Consider the following 15,248-nt stretch of genomic DNA (forward strand, 5'->3'; position numbering starts at 1 on the left):
CAATTCTGACACGGAGACCAAGGCAGTGTGTGGCGCAGTATCTTCCAGCCGGGGCAAGGGTATGCGGACAGGATTTGCTTTCGTTTTGGCGCTTTTGGTCGCCTCGGTGGCTGGTGCGGCGCGAGCCGACGTCAAGATGAGCGGCGCCTTCGTCGCTGACGCCGCCTGTCCGGCGACGCAAGCAATCAAGAGTGGCAAGAACCCCGGCAATGTCTCGACCGAGGCGGGGCAAAGCTACCAGCTGCTTGCCGGCAACAAGGACGCGCCAACGCATTATCTCATCCTGGTGCCGGGCGCCGATCCCGAACGCCGCTGGGTGAAGATCAGCTGCGGCCACGTCACCGGCGGCAGCGCCGCAACCGCGCCCGCACCGGCCGATCAAACCAAGCCGTCGGCGCCGGCCTCTGGGAAGCCCGAATATGTCTTCGCGCTAAGCTGGCAGCCGGCCTTCTGCGAAACCAAGTCCAACAAGACCGAATGCCAGGCGCAGGCCCCGGCGGGGTTCGAAGCGACGCATTTCACCCTGCATGGCCTGTGGCCGCAGCCGAACGGCAATTTCTATTGTCAGGTGGCGGCCAGCGACAAGGCCAACGACAATCCGGCTCACTGGCGGGACCTGCCACCGGTCAACCTCGATGCGGATACGCGAGCGGAACTCGACCAGGTGATGCCGGGCACCAAGTCCGATCTGGAAAGACATGAATGGATCAAGCATGGCACCTGCTACGGCAAGAGCCAGCAGGAGTATTTTACCGATGCGTTGAACCTGATGCGCGCAGTGAATGCCTCGCCGGTGCGCGAGCTCTTCACCAAGAATATCGGCAAGCAGGTGACGTCGGACCAGATCCGCAAAGCCTTCGACAGCGCCTTCGGCGCCGGAGCCGGCGAACGGGTCCGGGTGTCCTGCCTGGTCGACCCGTCGAGCGGCAGGCGCTTGATCGGCGAACTGACGCTCGGCCTTGCCGGTCCGATCGGCCCGACCAGCTCGCTCGCCGATCTGATGCAGGCTTCGGCGCCGACGACCAAGGCGGGTTGCCCGAAAGGCACCGTCGACCCGATCGGGTTCCAGTAAGCGCGCGGGCTTTCGCCGGCGCTGGCGACAGCGACTGATGCGCTACGCCGACCGTGTCCAGGCGTCGAGGCTTTCGACTTGAGCGTCGCCCAGCTCGCCGACGACGCGATCGCGACCAGCCGCTTTGGCCTTGTAGAGACGCTGGTCGGCCAGGGCGAAGACATCGGCGAGGCAGCGGGTCGTCTCGCTGAGGCTGGAGATGCCGACGTTGACGGTAAGGTCGAATTTGCTGGTGCCGGCCGAGGCCTTGACGGCATGCCGGATGCTTTCGCCGAGCAGCCTTGCGACAGCATGCGGCTGCGTGCAAAGGATGGCGAATTCCTCGCCGCCGATGCGGAAAACCTTGTGTTCGGCGCCGGCGGCCTCGGTGAGCACGGCGGCGATCGACTTCAGCACCTTGTCGCCCTCGGCATGGCCGAAGCGGTCGTTGATCGATTTGAAATGGTCGACATCGACGATCAGCAGGCTGAGCGGCCTGGCGGTCGGCAGACTGGCCGCGATGGCAGCTTCGCCATCGGTTTCGAAGCTGCCGCGATGCAGCAGGCCGGTCAGGCCGTCACGGCCGACATGCTTGACCAGGGCCTCGTAGCGCTCGCGATAGGTCAGCGTGTCGAAGATGTCGGACAGGCCGCGCGGCACGGCGATCGGACGCGCCTCAAACCACTTGAGATAAGCAACCAGCATCGAGCTGTAGACGAGGGCCGCACCCATCTTGGCGAACCAGCCGCCGAAGAAGACTGCGATCGGCGCGCCGGCGACGAAATGCAGCGCGGTGAAGAAACCCGCCTGGTCGAAGGTCAGCACGCAGGCGACGCAGACCAGAATGCGGGCAAAGGGCGCGTTGCGCAGGTAGCGGCCGAGCTTTTCGTAGAGCAGGATGATCAATATGGCGTCGACAAACAAAAGCGACGTGCCCCACACCATCAGCCAGCCCATCTGGTCGATGAAGCCGATGTCGGGAAGCTTGCCGTCGGGAAGCGGTGAAATCGCATGCAGGCGAAGGATCAGCACCAGGCCGATCATCAGCGCGTTGCCGAGCAGCAGGCCGTAGATGGGCTGCCGCACGGTTGCCGCGTCTTCCTTGATGTAGAGCAGAAGCAGCATCACCAGCTTGCCAGAAAACAGCACCGCCGAACCGGGTGAAACCATGCCGAAGGGCAGGGCGACGTAAAACACGCTGGCGAGATAGGTCTCGAGGAAATGCATGACGCCGAGCGCGCAGACGAAGACGCCGAGGCCGATGCGATCCCGCAAGCGGAACAGCGTGACCATGACGCCGAAGTAGAGAACCGCTTCGGTAAGGAGCAGGAAACCGTTCAGCAATCCGTCGATCCGATCTCTCCTCGGAAATCGCGGCTTGCCGGCGATTTCCATCAGACACCGTTTTGACGCGGAATCATTAACCGGTGCTTTCGTGAGCCGGTGTGGCGAACCGAAAACGTCGATCCTCGGTGTGTCCCATAAGCCTTGCGGAAGCTTTGGGAACTACCGAAGCCACCGAAAGCGATTGCCGTTCGGCCCGGCATCGCCTACATAGCGCGCAACCTCCATTCAATCCGACATTTTCGGTCAATTATCAGGGAAAGCGCGCGTGGCACGCCAGTTCATCTATCACATGGCCGGCCTCAACAAGGCCTACGGCACCAAGAAGGTGCTCGAGAACATCCATCTGTCCTTCTATCCCGACGCCAAGATCGGCATTCTCGGCCCCAACGGCGCCGGCAAGTCGACGATCCTCAAGATTATGGCCGGCATCGACAAGGACTGGAACGGAGAGGCGTGGCTGGCCGAGGGAGCGACCGTCGGCTATTTGGCGCAGGAGCCGGCGCTCGACGCGAAGAAGACCGTATTCGAGAACGTCATGGAAGGCGTTGCCGCCAAGACCGCCATCATCGAGCGCTACAACGAACTGATGATGAATTATTCCGACGAGACGGCGGACGAGTCCGCCAAGCTCCAGGACGAGATGGACCGGCTGAACCTCTGGGACCTCGAACAGCAGGTCGAGATGGCGATGGAAGCGCTGGGCTGCCCGCCCAAGGATTCCGAAGTCACCAAGCTGTCGGGCGGTGAGCGCCGCCGCGTCGCGCTCTGCCAGCTGCTGCTGCGCCAGCCCGACCTTCTGCTGCTCGACGAACCGACCAACCATCTCGACGCCGAAACCACGGCGTGGCTGGAAAAGCATCTGCGCGCCTATCCGGGCGCGGTGATGATCATCACCCACGATCGCTACTTCCTCGACAATGTCACCGGCTGGATCCTCGAACTCGATCGCGGCCGCGGCATTCCCTATGAGGGCAACTACACCAAATATCTCGAAGCCAAGGCCAAGCGCCTCAAGCAGGAAGGCCGCGAGGACGACGCCCGCCAGCGCGCCATCGGCCGCGAGCGCGAATGGATCCAGTCCAGCCCGAAGGCCCGCCAGACCAAGTCCAAGGCGCGTATCAAGGCGTTCGAGGATCTACTTGTCGCCGCCGACAGCCGCCGCCCGACCGACACCCAGATCGTCATCCCGCATGGGGAGCGCCTCGGCAATGTGGTGATCGAGGTCGCCGACCTGTCGAAGGGCTTTGGCGATACGCTGTTGATCGAGGGCCTGGAGTTCAAGCTCCCGCCGGGCGGCATCGTCGGCGTCATCGGCCCGAACGGCGCCGGCAAGACGACGCTGTTCAAGATGATCACGGGCCAGGAAAAGCCCGATGCCGGCACGATCCGCGTCGGCGAGACGGTCAAGCTCGGCTATGTCGACCAGAGCCGCGACGCGCTCGATCCGTCGAAGACCGTGTGGGAAGAGATCTCGGGCGGCGCCGAAGTGGTCAAGCTCGGCAAGTACGAAGCCAACACCCGCGCCTACTGCTCGTCGTTCAACTTCCGCGGCCAGGACCAGCAGCAGAAGGTCGGCAACCTCTCCGGCGGCCAGCGCAACCGCGTGCATCTGGCCAAGATGCTGAAGACCGGCGGCAATGTGCTGCTGCTCGACGAACCGACCAACGACCTCGACACCGAAACGCTGGCCGCGCTCGAAGACGCGCTGGAAAGCTTCGCCGGCTGCGCCGTCATCATCTCCCACGATCGTATGTTCCTCGATCGCCTGGCGACGCACATCCTCGCCTTCGAGGGCGACAGCCATGTCGAATGGTTCGAGGGCAATTTCGAGGATTACGAGCAGGACAAGATCCGTCGCCTCGGACCGGATGCCGTCAACCCGCACCGGATGACGTATAAGAGGCTGACGCGATAGGATATTTGTCGGGGCGGCGAATTCTCAAGGTGATCTGAGGAGCTGACATGGCTGATTGGTCCGCCGCCCAATATCTGAAATTCGAGGATGAGCGAACGCGGCCCGCGCGCGATCTGGTCGCCCAAGTGCCAGTGGATTTCCCGCGCCGTGTGGTCGATATCGGCTGCGGGCCGGGCAATTCGACCGAGCTTCTGGTCGAGCGCTGGCCGGACGCGCAAGTCAGCGGCTTCGACACTTCGCCCGACATGATCGAGAAGGCGAGGGCGCGCCTGCCCGATGTCACCTTCGAACTGTCGGATGCGGCAACATGGCAGCCGGAGAAGCCGGTCGACGTGATCTTCGCCAATGCGGTGTTCCAGTGGCTGCCGGAGCATCCGGCCGTCTTCCAGCGGCTGATGGGTTTCCTGGCGCCGGGCGGCGCGCTTGCCATTCAGATGCCGGACAATCTTAGCGAGGACTCGCATCGCCTGATGCGGGAGACGGCCGCCGAGATGCCGTTTGCCGCAAAGATCAAAGGGGCGGCGCGCGGGCAGCTGCCGCCGGTTTCGTTCTACTACGATCTTCTGTCGCCGCTCGCGGATCGGCTGGATATCTGGCACACGATCTACAACCATCCGCTGGCCGATGCCGCGGCGATCGTCGAATGGGTCAAGGCGACGGGGCTGAAGCCTTTCCTCGATCCGCTCGACGCGGACGAGAAGACCATGTTCCTCGACCACTACACGGCCAAGATCGCAGAGGCCTATCCAAGGACGGCGAACGGCAAGGTTCTGCTGCGCTTCCCTCGCATCTTCATCGTCGCCAAGCGGGCCTGACCGAGTGTCGGTCAACTCGCCGCGATAGCAACGGGAAATGGCGGTTTAAGCTGGCATAAACCGGCTAAATGCGACAAGGGTTGCACCGGGCCGTCTATGCGCCCACATCAAGCCCGCAACGCCCGCGCATGGGACGGATTGGAAATGCATCGCGTCATCATCAGCGGCATCGGCGTCGAAATCCCTGGACCCAAGATCACCAATGAAGAACTGGTCGCCAGCTTCAACGCCTGGGTCGACATGGAGAACGCGCGCCGCTCCGTTACGGGCGAGACGCTGCTGCAGAAGTCGGACAGCGACTTCATCGTCCATGCCTCGGGCGTCCAGACCCGGCATGTGATCGAGCGGGAAGGCATCCTCGATCCGACGCGGATGGCGCCGCGCATACCGGCGCGGCCCGACGATGCGCTGTCGCTGCAGGCCGAGTTCGGCGTCGCCTCGGCGAGGAAGGCGCTCGACCATGCCGGGTTGAAGCCGTCCGATATCGACCTGGTGATCTGCTCGGCCTCGCACCACCAGCGGCCCTATCCGGCGATTGCCATCGAAATGCAGCAGGCCCTGGGTACCAAGGGCGCCGGCTTCGATATGGGGCTTGGCTGCTCGTCGGCCGCGGCGGCGCTGCACATCGCGGTCAATCTGGTGCGGGCCGGCGCGCACAAGCGCGTGCTGGTGACGACGCCGGAGATCATCACGGGTCATCTCAATTTCCGCGACCGGCAGACGCATTTCATCTTCGGCGATGCATCGGTGTCGATGGTGGTCGAGGGGCTCGACCAGGGCGAGAAGCGGCCGGGGCGTTTCCAGGTGCTCGATACGCGCACCTGGACGCAGATGTCGAACAACATCCGCACCAATCTCGGCTACCATACCCGCACCGCCCAAGACGATCCCTATATGATCAACCTGGAAGGCAATCTGATCAAGCAGGTCGGCAACAAGGTGTTCAAGGAAGTCACCGTCGCCGGCCACAAATTCATCGTCGAATTCCTGGCCGAGCACGGGCAGACGCCGCAAGGCATCCGCCGCTTCTGGCTGCATCAGGCCAATGCGCGCATGAACGCCATGATCCTGAAACTCGCCTTCGGCCACGAGGTCGACCATGATCGCGCGCCGATGGTGCTGGAGCGCCTCGGCAATACCGCCGGCGCCGGCGCCATCATCGCGCTATCCGAGAACCACGCCGACATGAAGCCCGGCGACTACGGCCTGCTCTGCGCCTTCGGCGCGGGATATTCGATCGGCGGCGCGCTGCTGCGCATGCTGTGATCTAGGCGGGTGCGAACGGCACCAGCATTGGAACGCGCGTGGCATAGTCGTCATAGGCGCTACCCAGTTCGCCGCGCAGGAACTGTTCCTCCAGCCTTGCCTTCACAACGGCGCCGATGGTGAGCAGGGCGGCACCGGCAATGCCCCAGACCGTCCCCTTGGCCGCCATGGTGGCGAAGACCGCCAGCAGCAGGCCGGTGTAGATCGGGTGCCGAACCAAGCCATAGGGGCCGGTGTCGACGACGTGGTGATCCGCCTTGGCGGTTATGTTACCCGACCACAGCCGGCCAAGGTGCAGACGCGCCCACCAGGAGAAGATGAGGCCAATTGCGATCAGGGCGACGCAGATCCAGGCCTCGGTGAGGTTCGGCATCCAGAGCCGCAACCGGCCGACATAGCCGTGCGCCGGAACGAAGAGCAGGATCACACCGACCATCCACAGGGCGCGATAGCGAAGTTCCGCCTGCAGGCCGGCGCGCTTCTCAACGGGGTCGGACCAGAAGGCGGCCGCGAGCCAGGAGACGACCCAAATCTGCCAGAGCGCGGCGATTGCGGCTGCGGGATGCATGATGACGCGTCTCCTCCTGACGCTAGTATCAAGTCGAGGCAGCACGGCGGCAATACGGCGCCCGGCCAGAGGATGCGCGATCGGCGGTAAGAAAATCGTGATCGGTGAAGCATCCCATCAACCGGCTCGATCGGATCATCAGCGCTTTGGACTGGACCCGGTCCATGGCCGCGGGCTAATTGCGGTTCGTCTTGCAGAAGGAATGAAGCCATGGCGGATCTCTTTGCCGAGACCGAAAATCCGGTCGAAACCCTGCCGGCGCGAAAGCTCGCGGCGAAAGTGGCGGCGCTCTACGTCGCGCCGTTCGATCACTTCGAAACGCGACCGGTGGAAGAATTGCGGCTCGGCTTCGACGGCATCGATGGTGATTTCCATGCTGGCGCCACGCGGCGCTCCGGCGGGCGCGAGCCCTGGTATCCGCGCGGCACCGAGATGCGCAACGAGCGGCAATTGTCGATCGTGGCGGCGGACGAACTCGCCATTGTGGCCGAGCGGATGAGCCTCAAGGAGATCAAGCCGGAATGGATCGGCGCCAATCTGCTGATCGAGGGCGTGCAGCAGCTTTCCATGCTGCCGTCGGGTACGCTCTTGTTCTTCAAGGGCGGCGTCACCATCAAGGTCGATGCGCAGAACGGGCCATGCCGCATCGCCGGGCGCTCAGTCGCCGAACATGCCGGGACGGCCGACCACGAGGCCGGCGCGCTGGCCTTTCCAAAGGCGGCCAAGCGGCTGCGCGGCCTTGTCGCCTGGGTCGAAAAGCCCGGCACGATTGTTGCCGGCGAGGAGATATCGGTGCGCGTGCCCGAGCAGTGGATCTACCGCGCCTAAGTGTAGGACACCGGGCTCGACCAGGCTGGGTCCTCGTGCTTTTGCCAATAGAGCGCCATCAGCCGACTGGTGATGGCGCCAACTTGGCCGTCGGCGACCGAAATGCCGTCGATCACCGTCACCGGCATGATGCCGCCGGCGGTCGAGGTGATGAAGACTTCATCGGCTGCCTTCAGCGCTGCGACGCTGACGTCGGCCGCTGTTGCAGACAGCCCCGCCTCGGAGCAGAGATCGAAGACGGTGCGCCGCGTGATGCCGGGCAGGACGCCAATGGCCGGCGTCGACAATTTGCCGTCTTTCACGCAAAAGACGTTGAAGCCCGGACCTTCAGCGACATTGCCGTTGAAATCGAGGATCAGCGCGGTCTCGGCGCCGCGGTCATAGGCGTCGTAGAGGCCGCGCACCAGGTCGAGCCAATGGTAGTTCTTGATCGTAGGATCGATCGAGGCCGGCGGGATACGCACCTTGTCGCTGATCGCGACATTGAGGCCGCGCCGCAACTGCTCGGCATTGGCGACCGAGCCGAAGGGCACGGCGAAGGCCATGAAGCGATTGATCGCCTGGCGCGGGTCGCGGCTGAAGGTCGGCGAAGCGCCGCGCGTGCATAGCATCTCGACATAGGCGGCACGATGGCCGGATAGCGCGACGCAATCGTGCAGGATCTCGGCGACGCCGTCGCGGTCGAACGGGATCGCCATGCGCAGCTTCTCCAGCCCGCCGAAGAAGCGGTCGAGATGCAGGTCGAGACGGAAGAAGCGGCCGTCCCAGACATGCACTGTGTCGTAGGTGGCGTCGGAATGCAGAAAACCCCAATCCATTACCGAGATCTTGGCCTGCGACATCGGCAGATACTGGCCATCGAGGAAGGCAACGCCGTCCGGATAGGAGTGCGGATCGATATGGCGCTCGGAAAGAGGCGGCAGCGGCATGGCTCGCTCCGTTGCAACGTTTCGGCTCATCGCAAACTCTCCTTGTCCAAGGCTCGATCCATGGTCAGGCTAGCGTCGCTCAGCGCGTTACATAGAGCCACCTATGCGCTGCTCTATGTTCTAGGTGGAATGTTGGTTTTCCCTTACGGTTGCCGGCGGGACTATCAGGCCGGAGGGGAGATGGTCAGGCATACGGGGCTTGGTGCAATCATCTTTGCGATGATCGTTTTCGTCGGCTGCAGCGAAGCCTTCGCCCAATGCACGCGCGAGGGCGAGGAGCTATGTCAAAGCGGCCAGACATATCGCTGCGAGAAGACCGGCAGCGAGTTGACGCCGATCTTCCAGAACGTCCCTTGCGTGGTGAATGTGCCATCCTTGACCGGCACCTGGGTCGGCAATGGCCATCAAAGCCCGGCCGGCGCCGCCGGCGCCGACTGGTCGATTGCCATGACCATCAACGACAGCGGCGCGTCGATCGACTATCCGTCGCTCAGCTGCGGCGGATCTCTCACTCAGATTTCGAGGGACAACAGCTCGGCGGAGTTCCGGGAGAGCATCACCTATGGCCAGGACAAATGCGTCGATGGCGGCACGATCACCGTCAGGTTTTTCAAGGGAAACCTGTCCTGGGTCTGGGTCGGGCAGGCAGATGGCCAGTCCTATAACGCCGTCGCCGTACTAACGCGGCAGTAGCGGTTTCTCGCGCTACTCTTCGTCGTCGTCGGAGTCGAGCAGGCGCGTGGCGCGCCAGCGGGTCAGCACGATGTTGGTCTGTTCGATGACGAAGAAACGCGCCGAGTCGCGGTCATAGCCTTCCGCCAGCAGCTTTTCGTAATCGGTGTGGACGTGACGGATATGGGCGATGGTCGCCAGCCAGACGGAGATCGACGGCGGCAGATTGTGCAAGTGCGCCCTGCCGGCGTCGGCACGGATTTTTTCGATGTCGGCATAGGGCGCCAGCGGCAAAAGCGTAGTCAGCGCCTTGGCGATGGCGCGACGGCGGTTGGTCGGCGCTTTCATGGCTCGTCCCGCCCGGCAATGGTCGCATCGGCAAAGGCGTCGGTGGAGGCGAGATAGGGTTTCAGGTCGATGACCGGCGTGCCGTCGAGCACGTCGATGGCGTCGAGTTCGATGCGGCCGCTGCCGACATCGAGCCCGACGAGCTTCGCCACATGCAACCCGACCGGGTTCGGCCGGGCAGGGGAACGCAGCGAAAAAACGCCTTTCGGCTCAGCCGCATGGCGGGGTTTCTGCACAATCAGATTCCGCGGCGCATGATGGAGCCAGGTCAGGATGATGACGTGGCTGGCGCGTTCCAGTCCCGGCAGACCTTCGCGATAGGGCGGGTCGACCAGCAGCGTGGCACCGCCGCCTGCCTCCCGCGCGGCCCTCATGTTCTTGGGGCAGGTCTCCCGGCTCGTCCATGGCGAAGCGATGCGGCCGATGAAGACGACGTGGCCATCTGGCGGCATATCGGCCGGATCAGTTTCCAGAAGCCTTTCGCCGGCGCGCGTTTCGAACATGGTTTTCGCCTCGTTCATCCGAAAACCGCTTTCCGCCTGTGGATCATGCATGCGTCATTTTCTTGTCCGGAAGCGACATGGGTCTTGCATGGTTGTCAAATTCGACATAAACATATGTTTATATCTTTTTCAAAAGAGAAGCGCTCATGCATGTCTCGCTCGACACAATGGTGGATACTCTGAAGGCGGCGGCCGAATCGAGCCGGCTCCGCATTCTGGCACTCTTGTCGCGTGGCGACCTTACCGTTTCCGATCTTACCGAAATCCTCGGCCAGTCGCAGCCGCGCGTGTCGCGCCACCTCAAGCTGCTTTTGGAGGCCGGGCTGATCGGCCGTTACCAGGAGGGCTCCTGGGCCTTCTTCCGGCTCTCGGATACGGATTCGGCCCGTGATTTCGTGATCAGGCTGATCTCAGGTATCCGCGGCGCCGATCCGCAGGTAGAGCGCGACCTCGAGCGGCTGGCGTCGGTCAAACGCAAGCGCCAGGACCGCGCCGCCGAGTACTTCTCCGAAAACGCCGCGAGCTGGGATCATATCCGCTCGCTGCATGTGCCGGATCGCGCCGTGGAAGCGGCGCTGCTGAAGCTTGTCGGCAAGCGGCCTTTCCAATCGATGCTCGACCTTGGCACCGGCACCGGGCGGCTGCTTGAAATCTTTTCGCCGCTTTACCGGCGCGGCGTCGGCATCGACATGTCGCGCGAGATGCTGACCGTGGCGCGCGCCAATCTCGACAAGGCCGGCGTTTCGAACGCGCAGGTGCGGCAGGGCGATATCTTCGCGCCGCCGGTCGAGCGCGACGCTTTCGACCTCGTCACCATCCATCAGGTGCTGCACTATCTCGACGATCCGGCCCGCGCCATCCGCGAGGCGGCAAGGCTGCTGCGTCCGGCGGGGCGGCTGGTGATCGTCGATTTCGCGCCGCACACGCTGGAATTCCTGCGCGACCAGCATGCGCATGTCAGGCTCGGCTTTTCCGACCGGCAGATCGCCGAGTGGTTCGCCGAGGCAGGGCTCGCGCTCGAGGACAGCCAGGAGTTCGAACCGCGCGGCGCCAACGAGGCCAGGCTCACGGTCAAGCTGTGGCTCGGCCGCGACCGCCGCATGCTGATCGCCGATCCGTCCAACGACAGCCAACCCACCCAAGCGTACCCGATGGGGGAAATAGCCTGATGAACCAGTTCCGCTTTTCCCGCCGTCCCGATATTGGCGACAAGGTCAGGGTTTCGTTCGAGTTCTTCCCGCCGAAGACCGACGAGATGGAGGCCAGGCTGTGGGACACCGTCACCCGGCTGGAACCGCTCAAGCCGAAGTTCGTCTCGGTGACCTACGGCGCCGGCGGCTCGACCCGTGAGCGCACCGCGCGCACGGTCAAGCGCATCCTCAACGAGACGACGCTGACGCCGGCGGCGCACATGACCTGCGTCGATGCGGCCCGCGATCAGGTCGATGCCGTTGTCAGGGAATTCGCCGATATGGGCGTCACCCGCTTCGTCGCTCTGCGCGGCGATCCGGCGGCAGGCGTCGGCACCGCCTACAGGCCGCATCCCGACGGCTACGCCAATGGCGCCGAACTGGTCGGGGCGCTGAAGGGCGCCGGCGATTTCGACATTTCGGTCTCCGCCTATCCGGAAAAGCATCCGGAAAGCCCGGACTTCGCCACCGATTTCGACATGCTGAAGCGCAAGGCAGACAATGGCGCGACGCGGGCAATCACCCAGTTCTTCTTCGACAATGATCTCTACGAGCGCTATGTCGAGCGGGCGCGGCGGGCCGGCATCTACATCCCGATCGTGCCGGGCATTCTGCCGGTGCATAATTTCACCCAGGTCGCGAATTTCTCGGCGCGCTGCGGTGCGCTGGTGCCGGCATGGCTGGCCGAGCGCTTCGACGGGCTGCAGAACGACCCGCAGACGCATGCGCTGGTGGCGTCCGCGGTGGCGGCCGAGCAGGTGCTCGACCTGGTCGAACGCGGCGTCAGCGATTTCCACTTCTACACCATGAACCGCGCCGACCTGGTCTTTGCCATCTGCCACATGATCGGCATCCGCTCGCATGAGGCGGAAGCTGCGGGATCGGCCGCAGCCTGAATTTTGTCGCGACATGAAATGCAAGAGGCCGGGTAAAAACCCGGCCTCTCGAAATTGGTTGACTATCAGCTGCTGTTTTCTTCCGCTCTGGCGGTTACGGAAGAACACCTATGATAAGGGCGCCGATGAATGCGAACGCTGCACAAATCATCAATGCGTTGATTGGCCTCGTCAGTCCCATGTCATAGCCTCCTCTTAAAGAGCTATGTCGAGAGTCTAGGGTCATTTGTGCCACAGGCAAGCGGAAAACGTGCTGCAATGCGACATGATTGTGGGTTCTGCTACCTGGCTTTCGCCGTTAGGCATTGAAACTCTTCGGCAAAAGCCGGCTCAAGGGTTGTGAATAAATTGTGGCGCGCCGGCGGCGGAAGCGAGGCATGGCAGCGCTACCGCGCCGGGCCGAAATGGAATTCGACCTTTGCCGCGCTGCTTTCGGCTCGGAAAGCAGGGAGTCAATCAAAGTGTTTAGATCGTCCCCTTGCGCGTCCAATTGAGGGGCAGCATCAACGTCGACCGAACAGGCGCCCATCTATCGTCACCAGCCCGAAGGCGATCAGCGCCATGCCGCCCATTTCGAACAGTTCAAGCCGTTCGCCGAGGAACAGGAAGCCGAGCAGCATGGCGCTGGCCGGCACGATCAGGGTGACCAGCGAAGCGTTGGTGGCGCCGGCCGAGGCGACGAGGTTGAAATAGAGGATGTAGGCGAAGGCGGTGGAAAGCAGTGCCAGCGCCAGCACTGCCGCCCAGACCGGCGGCGAAGCGGAGAACAGGCCGGCGGGACCATAGGCGATGAGCACGACCGGAATCATGATGACGGTCGAGGCCGTCAATTGTCCCGTGGCGACGATCGGCGAGGGCACACCCTTGAAGCGGCGGGCAATCATCAGCGCGACGGCATAGGACAACGAGGCGCCGATCAGCGCGAACTTCGCCCAGACCGGACCGCCGAGCCCGGCAAGCAGGCCCGGACCGATCATCACCGCCGTGCCGGCGATGCCGAGCGCAATGCCGGCAAGCTTGTTCCAGGACAGCTTTTCGTCTGATGTCAGCGCGTTGGCGAGGATCAGCGTCCAGAACGGCGTCGTTGAGTTGAGCACCGAGGCGAGGCCGGCGCCAAGCTCGGTCTGACCGGCGAAGATCAGCGAGAAGGGAACGACATTGTTGGCAAGCGCCAGCAGGAAGAACAGGCCGGCATGCGGGAAGGCGAGGCGGAAGGAGGGGCCGCGCCAGCCGAGATAAAGCTGGAGTGCTGCAGCCGCGATGACGACGCGAAACAATACCAGCACCAGTGGCGACAATTCCGACACGGCGATGCGGGCAAAGAAGAACGAGCCGCCCCAGATGGCGCCAAGCAGCAGAAGCTGCCCCCAGTCCTTGAGCACCATCGGTCCGCGCGCCGTGGCGGTTGCTGCTGTCGCCATGTGAATGTCCTCCCAGGATGCCGAATGCCAAGCCTGCCATGCATGTGATCAAGTCGGGCATGTGATCAAGTCGGGCATGTGATCAAGCCATATCCGCTCCCGCGGCAAGGGCCACCCGAAACCCGATCGATGGCGTAGCATCGCTCGGAATCCCGGTAGCGCCGTACCGCCAGAGGTGCGAGACACAGAATTGTTTTCTTTAGCCGTCAGCTTGGATTAATTGTGCGCAGCCAAGGTTCAGGGGATTCGTCCATGCAGCGATTCGAAAATGCCCGCGAGGCGGCGCTGGCGCTTCGCCCGGACGACCCGATCTATTGCTTCCGGCCGGAGGTATTGAAGGCCGACGCCAGACAGTTCATGGGCATGTTCCCCGGCAGGACCGCCTATGCGGTCAAGACCAATGGCGAGCAGATCGTGCTGAAGGCGCTGGTCGAAGCCGGCGTCACCGCTTTCGATGTCGCTTCGCCGGGCGAGTTCGCCGCCGTGCGCGCCGTCTCGCCCGATGCCGAAATGCTCTACATGCATCCGGTCAAGGCGCAGTCGGACATCAAGCTGGCGCTGGAGAAATACGGCATCCGCGTCATCTCGCTCGATCACGAGGACGAGATCACCAAGCTGACACGGGTGGTGCGGGCGCTCGACATCGACCCTGGCGCGATCACCGTGTTCGTGCGCATGCAGACGAAAGGGTCGGCGGCCTACGAACTGTCGAAGAAATTCGGCGCGGGCCCGGCCTATGCTGTCGAACTCGCCGAGCGGCTCAACCGCACCGGCTACAACGTCGGCCTCTGCTTCCATGTCGGCAGCCAGATCGAGGATCCCGACACCTATGAGCGGGCGCTGGCCTCAGCCGACTGGGTGCGCAACCGCGTCTCCTTCGACATTGCCGGGCTCGATGTCGGCGGCGGTTTTCCGGCCGAATACGGCCACGACCCCAACCGCAAGCAGATCGAGATGCCGTCGCTCGGCCAGATCATGTCGCGGCTGTCGGGCGACCTGAAGGAGTATCAGTTCGACCAGATCCCGCTGGTGGCGGAACCCGGCCGGGTGATCGTGGCGCGCTGCCTGTCGCTGATCGTGCGTGTGCTGCTGCGCAAGGGCAAGCGGCTCTACATCAATGACGGCATCTGGGCGTCGCTGTCCGATTCATGGACCGGCAAGATCACGCTGCCGGCGCGCTTCATTCCCGACCCGGCGATCCGCTCGCGCAATGGCGAGGAAAAGAACATCGTGCCGTTCAAGGTGTGCGGCGCGACCTGCGATTCCGTGGACATCCTGTCCAGACCGTTCTGGCTGCCGGAAACGGTCGATACCGGCGACTGGATCGAGATCGGTCATATCGGCGCTTATTCGCTGTCGCTGAGGACGCGTTTCAACGGCTTCTACCCCGACACCTTCGTCGAGGTGACGACGCCGTTCGACGAAGGCGATGCGCCGGAGGGATTTGCGAGCCTGGAGACAATGGCGGGATAGTGAATAGTGAATAGTGAATAGTGAAA

Annotated in this window: 15 protein-coding genes; 9 read left to right on the plus strand and 6 right to left on the minus strand. The window is 63.3% G+C overall.

The annotated features are described in order from the left end of the window. The first annotated feature begins 61 nt into the window (after nucleotides 1–61). Complete coding sequence (locus tag AC04SI_RS03575) at nucleotides 62–1,072, plus strand: ribonuclease T2 family protein (RefSeq protein WP_404275423.1); 1,011 nt, start codon at nucleotides 62–64, stop codon at nucleotides 1,070–1,072. A 42-nt stretch (nucleotides 1,073–1,114) separates the two neighbouring features. On the opposite strand, the gene AC04SI_RS03580 is transcribed toward AC04SI_RS03575, so the two are convergent. Further along, the gene (locus tag AC04SI_RS03580; protein WP_404275424.1) at nucleotides 1,115–2,395 is read right to left on the minus strand and encodes a GGDEF domain-containing protein; all 1,281 of its coding nucleotides are present in this window, start codon (nucleotides 2,393–2,395) and stop codon (nucleotides 1,115–1,117) included. A 268-nt stretch (nucleotides 2,396–2,663) separates the two neighbouring features. On the opposite strand from AC04SI_RS03580, the gene ettA reads away from it, so the two are divergent. The 3 genes from ettA to AC04SI_RS03595 all read left to right on the plus strand — a co-directional run bounded on the left by ettA (nucleotide 2,664) and on the right by AC04SI_RS03595 (nucleotide 6,394). Continuing rightward, a complete protein-coding gene (ettA, locus tag AC04SI_RS03585; protein WP_006204177.1) occupies nucleotides 2,664–4,313 on the plus strand; it encodes an energy-dependent translational throttle protein EttA in 1,650 nt (549 codons plus the stop codon). A 47-nt stretch (nucleotides 4,314–4,360) separates the two neighbouring features. Then, the gene (gene tam, locus AC04SI_RS03590) at nucleotides 4,361–5,128 is read left to right on the plus strand and encodes a trans-aconitate 2-methyltransferase (protein ID WP_488473923.1); all 768 of its coding nucleotides are present in this window, start codon (nucleotides 4,361–4,363) and stop codon (nucleotides 5,126–5,128) included. Between the two features lie 144 nt (nucleotides 5,129–5,272). Beyond that, on the plus strand, nucleotides 5,273–6,394 hold the full coding sequence (locus AC04SI_RS03595) for a beta-ketoacyl-ACP synthase III (protein ID WP_404275427.1): 1,122 nt from the start codon (nucleotides 5,273–5,275) through the stop codon (nucleotides 6,392–6,394). Between the two features lies 1 nt (nucleotide 6,395). Here AC04SI_RS03595 and AC04SI_RS03600 read toward each other — a convergent pair whose 3' ends face one another. After that, the gene (locus AC04SI_RS03600) at nucleotides 6,396–6,962 is read right to left on the minus strand and encodes a methyltransferase family protein (RefSeq protein ID WP_404275428.1); all 567 of its coding nucleotides are present in this window, start codon (nucleotides 6,960–6,962) and stop codon (nucleotides 6,396–6,398) included. A 210-nt stretch (nucleotides 6,963–7,172) separates the two neighbouring features. Here AC04SI_RS03600 and AC04SI_RS03605 point away from each other — a divergent pair, with 210 nt between their 5' ends. After that, entirely contained in the window at nucleotides 7,173–7,790 is a 618-nt protein-coding gene (locus AC04SI_RS03605) for an MOSC domain-containing protein (RefSeq protein WP_404275429.1), read from the plus strand. Here the strand turns inward: AC04SI_RS03605 and AC04SI_RS03610 are convergent. Then, the gene (locus AC04SI_RS03610) at nucleotides 7,787–8,749 is read right to left on the minus strand and encodes a D-amino acid aminotransferase (protein WP_404275430.1); all 963 of its coding nucleotides are present in this window, start codon (nucleotides 8,747–8,749) and stop codon (nucleotides 7,787–7,789) included. The two genes, AC04SI_RS03605 and AC04SI_RS03610, sit on opposite strands and share 4 nt — an antisense overlap. 150 nt (nucleotides 8,750–8,899) lie before the next feature. Between AC04SI_RS03610 and AC04SI_RS03615 the strand changes: the two genes are divergently transcribed. Then, nucleotides 8,900–9,412, plus strand: coding sequence for a hypothetical protein (locus AC04SI_RS03615; RefSeq protein WP_404275431.1), 513 nt, complete (start codon nucleotides 8,900–8,902; stop codon nucleotides 9,410–9,412). Nucleotides 9,413–9,424: 12 nt separating this feature from the next. On the opposite strand, the gene AC04SI_RS03620 is transcribed toward AC04SI_RS03615, so the two are convergent. Continuing rightward, nucleotides 9,425–9,739 (minus strand): DUF2293 domain-containing protein, encoded by a 315-nt coding sequence (locus AC04SI_RS03620; RefSeq protein WP_404275432.1) that lies wholly within the window; start codon nucleotides 9,737–9,739, stop codon nucleotides 9,425–9,427. Then, nucleotides 9,736–10,242, minus strand: coding sequence for a tRNA (N6-threonylcarbamoyladenosine(37)-N6)-methyltransferase TrmO (gene tsaA / locus AC04SI_RS03625; protein ID WP_404275433.1), 507 nt, complete (start codon nucleotides 10,240–10,242; stop codon nucleotides 9,736–9,738). The genes AC04SI_RS03620 and tsaA overlap by 4 nt, the downstream gene beginning before the upstream one ends. 146 nt (nucleotides 10,243–10,388) lie before the next feature. On the opposite strand from tsaA, the gene AC04SI_RS03630 reads away from it, so the two are divergent. Next, nucleotides 10,389–11,411 carry an ArsR/SmtB family transcription factor gene (locus AC04SI_RS03630; protein ID WP_192180825.1) on the plus strand — a complete coding sequence of 341 codons (1,023 nt, stop codon included), beginning with the start codon at nucleotides 10,389–10,391 and terminating at the stop codon, nucleotides 11,409–11,411. Next, entirely contained in the window at nucleotides 11,411–12,328 is a 918-nt protein-coding gene (gene metF / locus AC04SI_RS03635; protein ID WP_006204186.1) for a methylenetetrahydrofolate reductase [NAD(P)H], read from the plus strand. The genes AC04SI_RS03630 and metF overlap by 1 nt, the downstream gene beginning before the upstream one ends. 503 nt (nucleotides 12,329–12,831) lie before the next feature. On the opposite strand, the gene AC04SI_RS03640 is transcribed toward metF, so the two are convergent. Next, the gene (locus AC04SI_RS03640) at nucleotides 12,832–13,749 is read right to left on the minus strand and encodes a DMT family transporter (protein ID WP_404275434.1); all 918 of its coding nucleotides are present in this window, start codon (nucleotides 13,747–13,749) and stop codon (nucleotides 12,832–12,834) included. 252 nt (nucleotides 13,750–14,001) lie between these two features. Here AC04SI_RS03640 and AC04SI_RS03645 point away from each other — a divergent pair, with 252 nt between their 5' ends. Continuing rightward, nucleotides 14,002–15,222 (plus strand): alanine racemase, encoded by a 1,221-nt coding sequence (locus AC04SI_RS03645; protein WP_404275436.1) that lies wholly within the window; start codon nucleotides 14,002–14,004, stop codon nucleotides 15,220–15,222. The last annotated feature ends 26 nt before the right edge of the window (nucleotides 15,223–15,248 follow it).

Source organism: Mesorhizobium sp. CNPSo 4689, assembly GCF_057784325.1.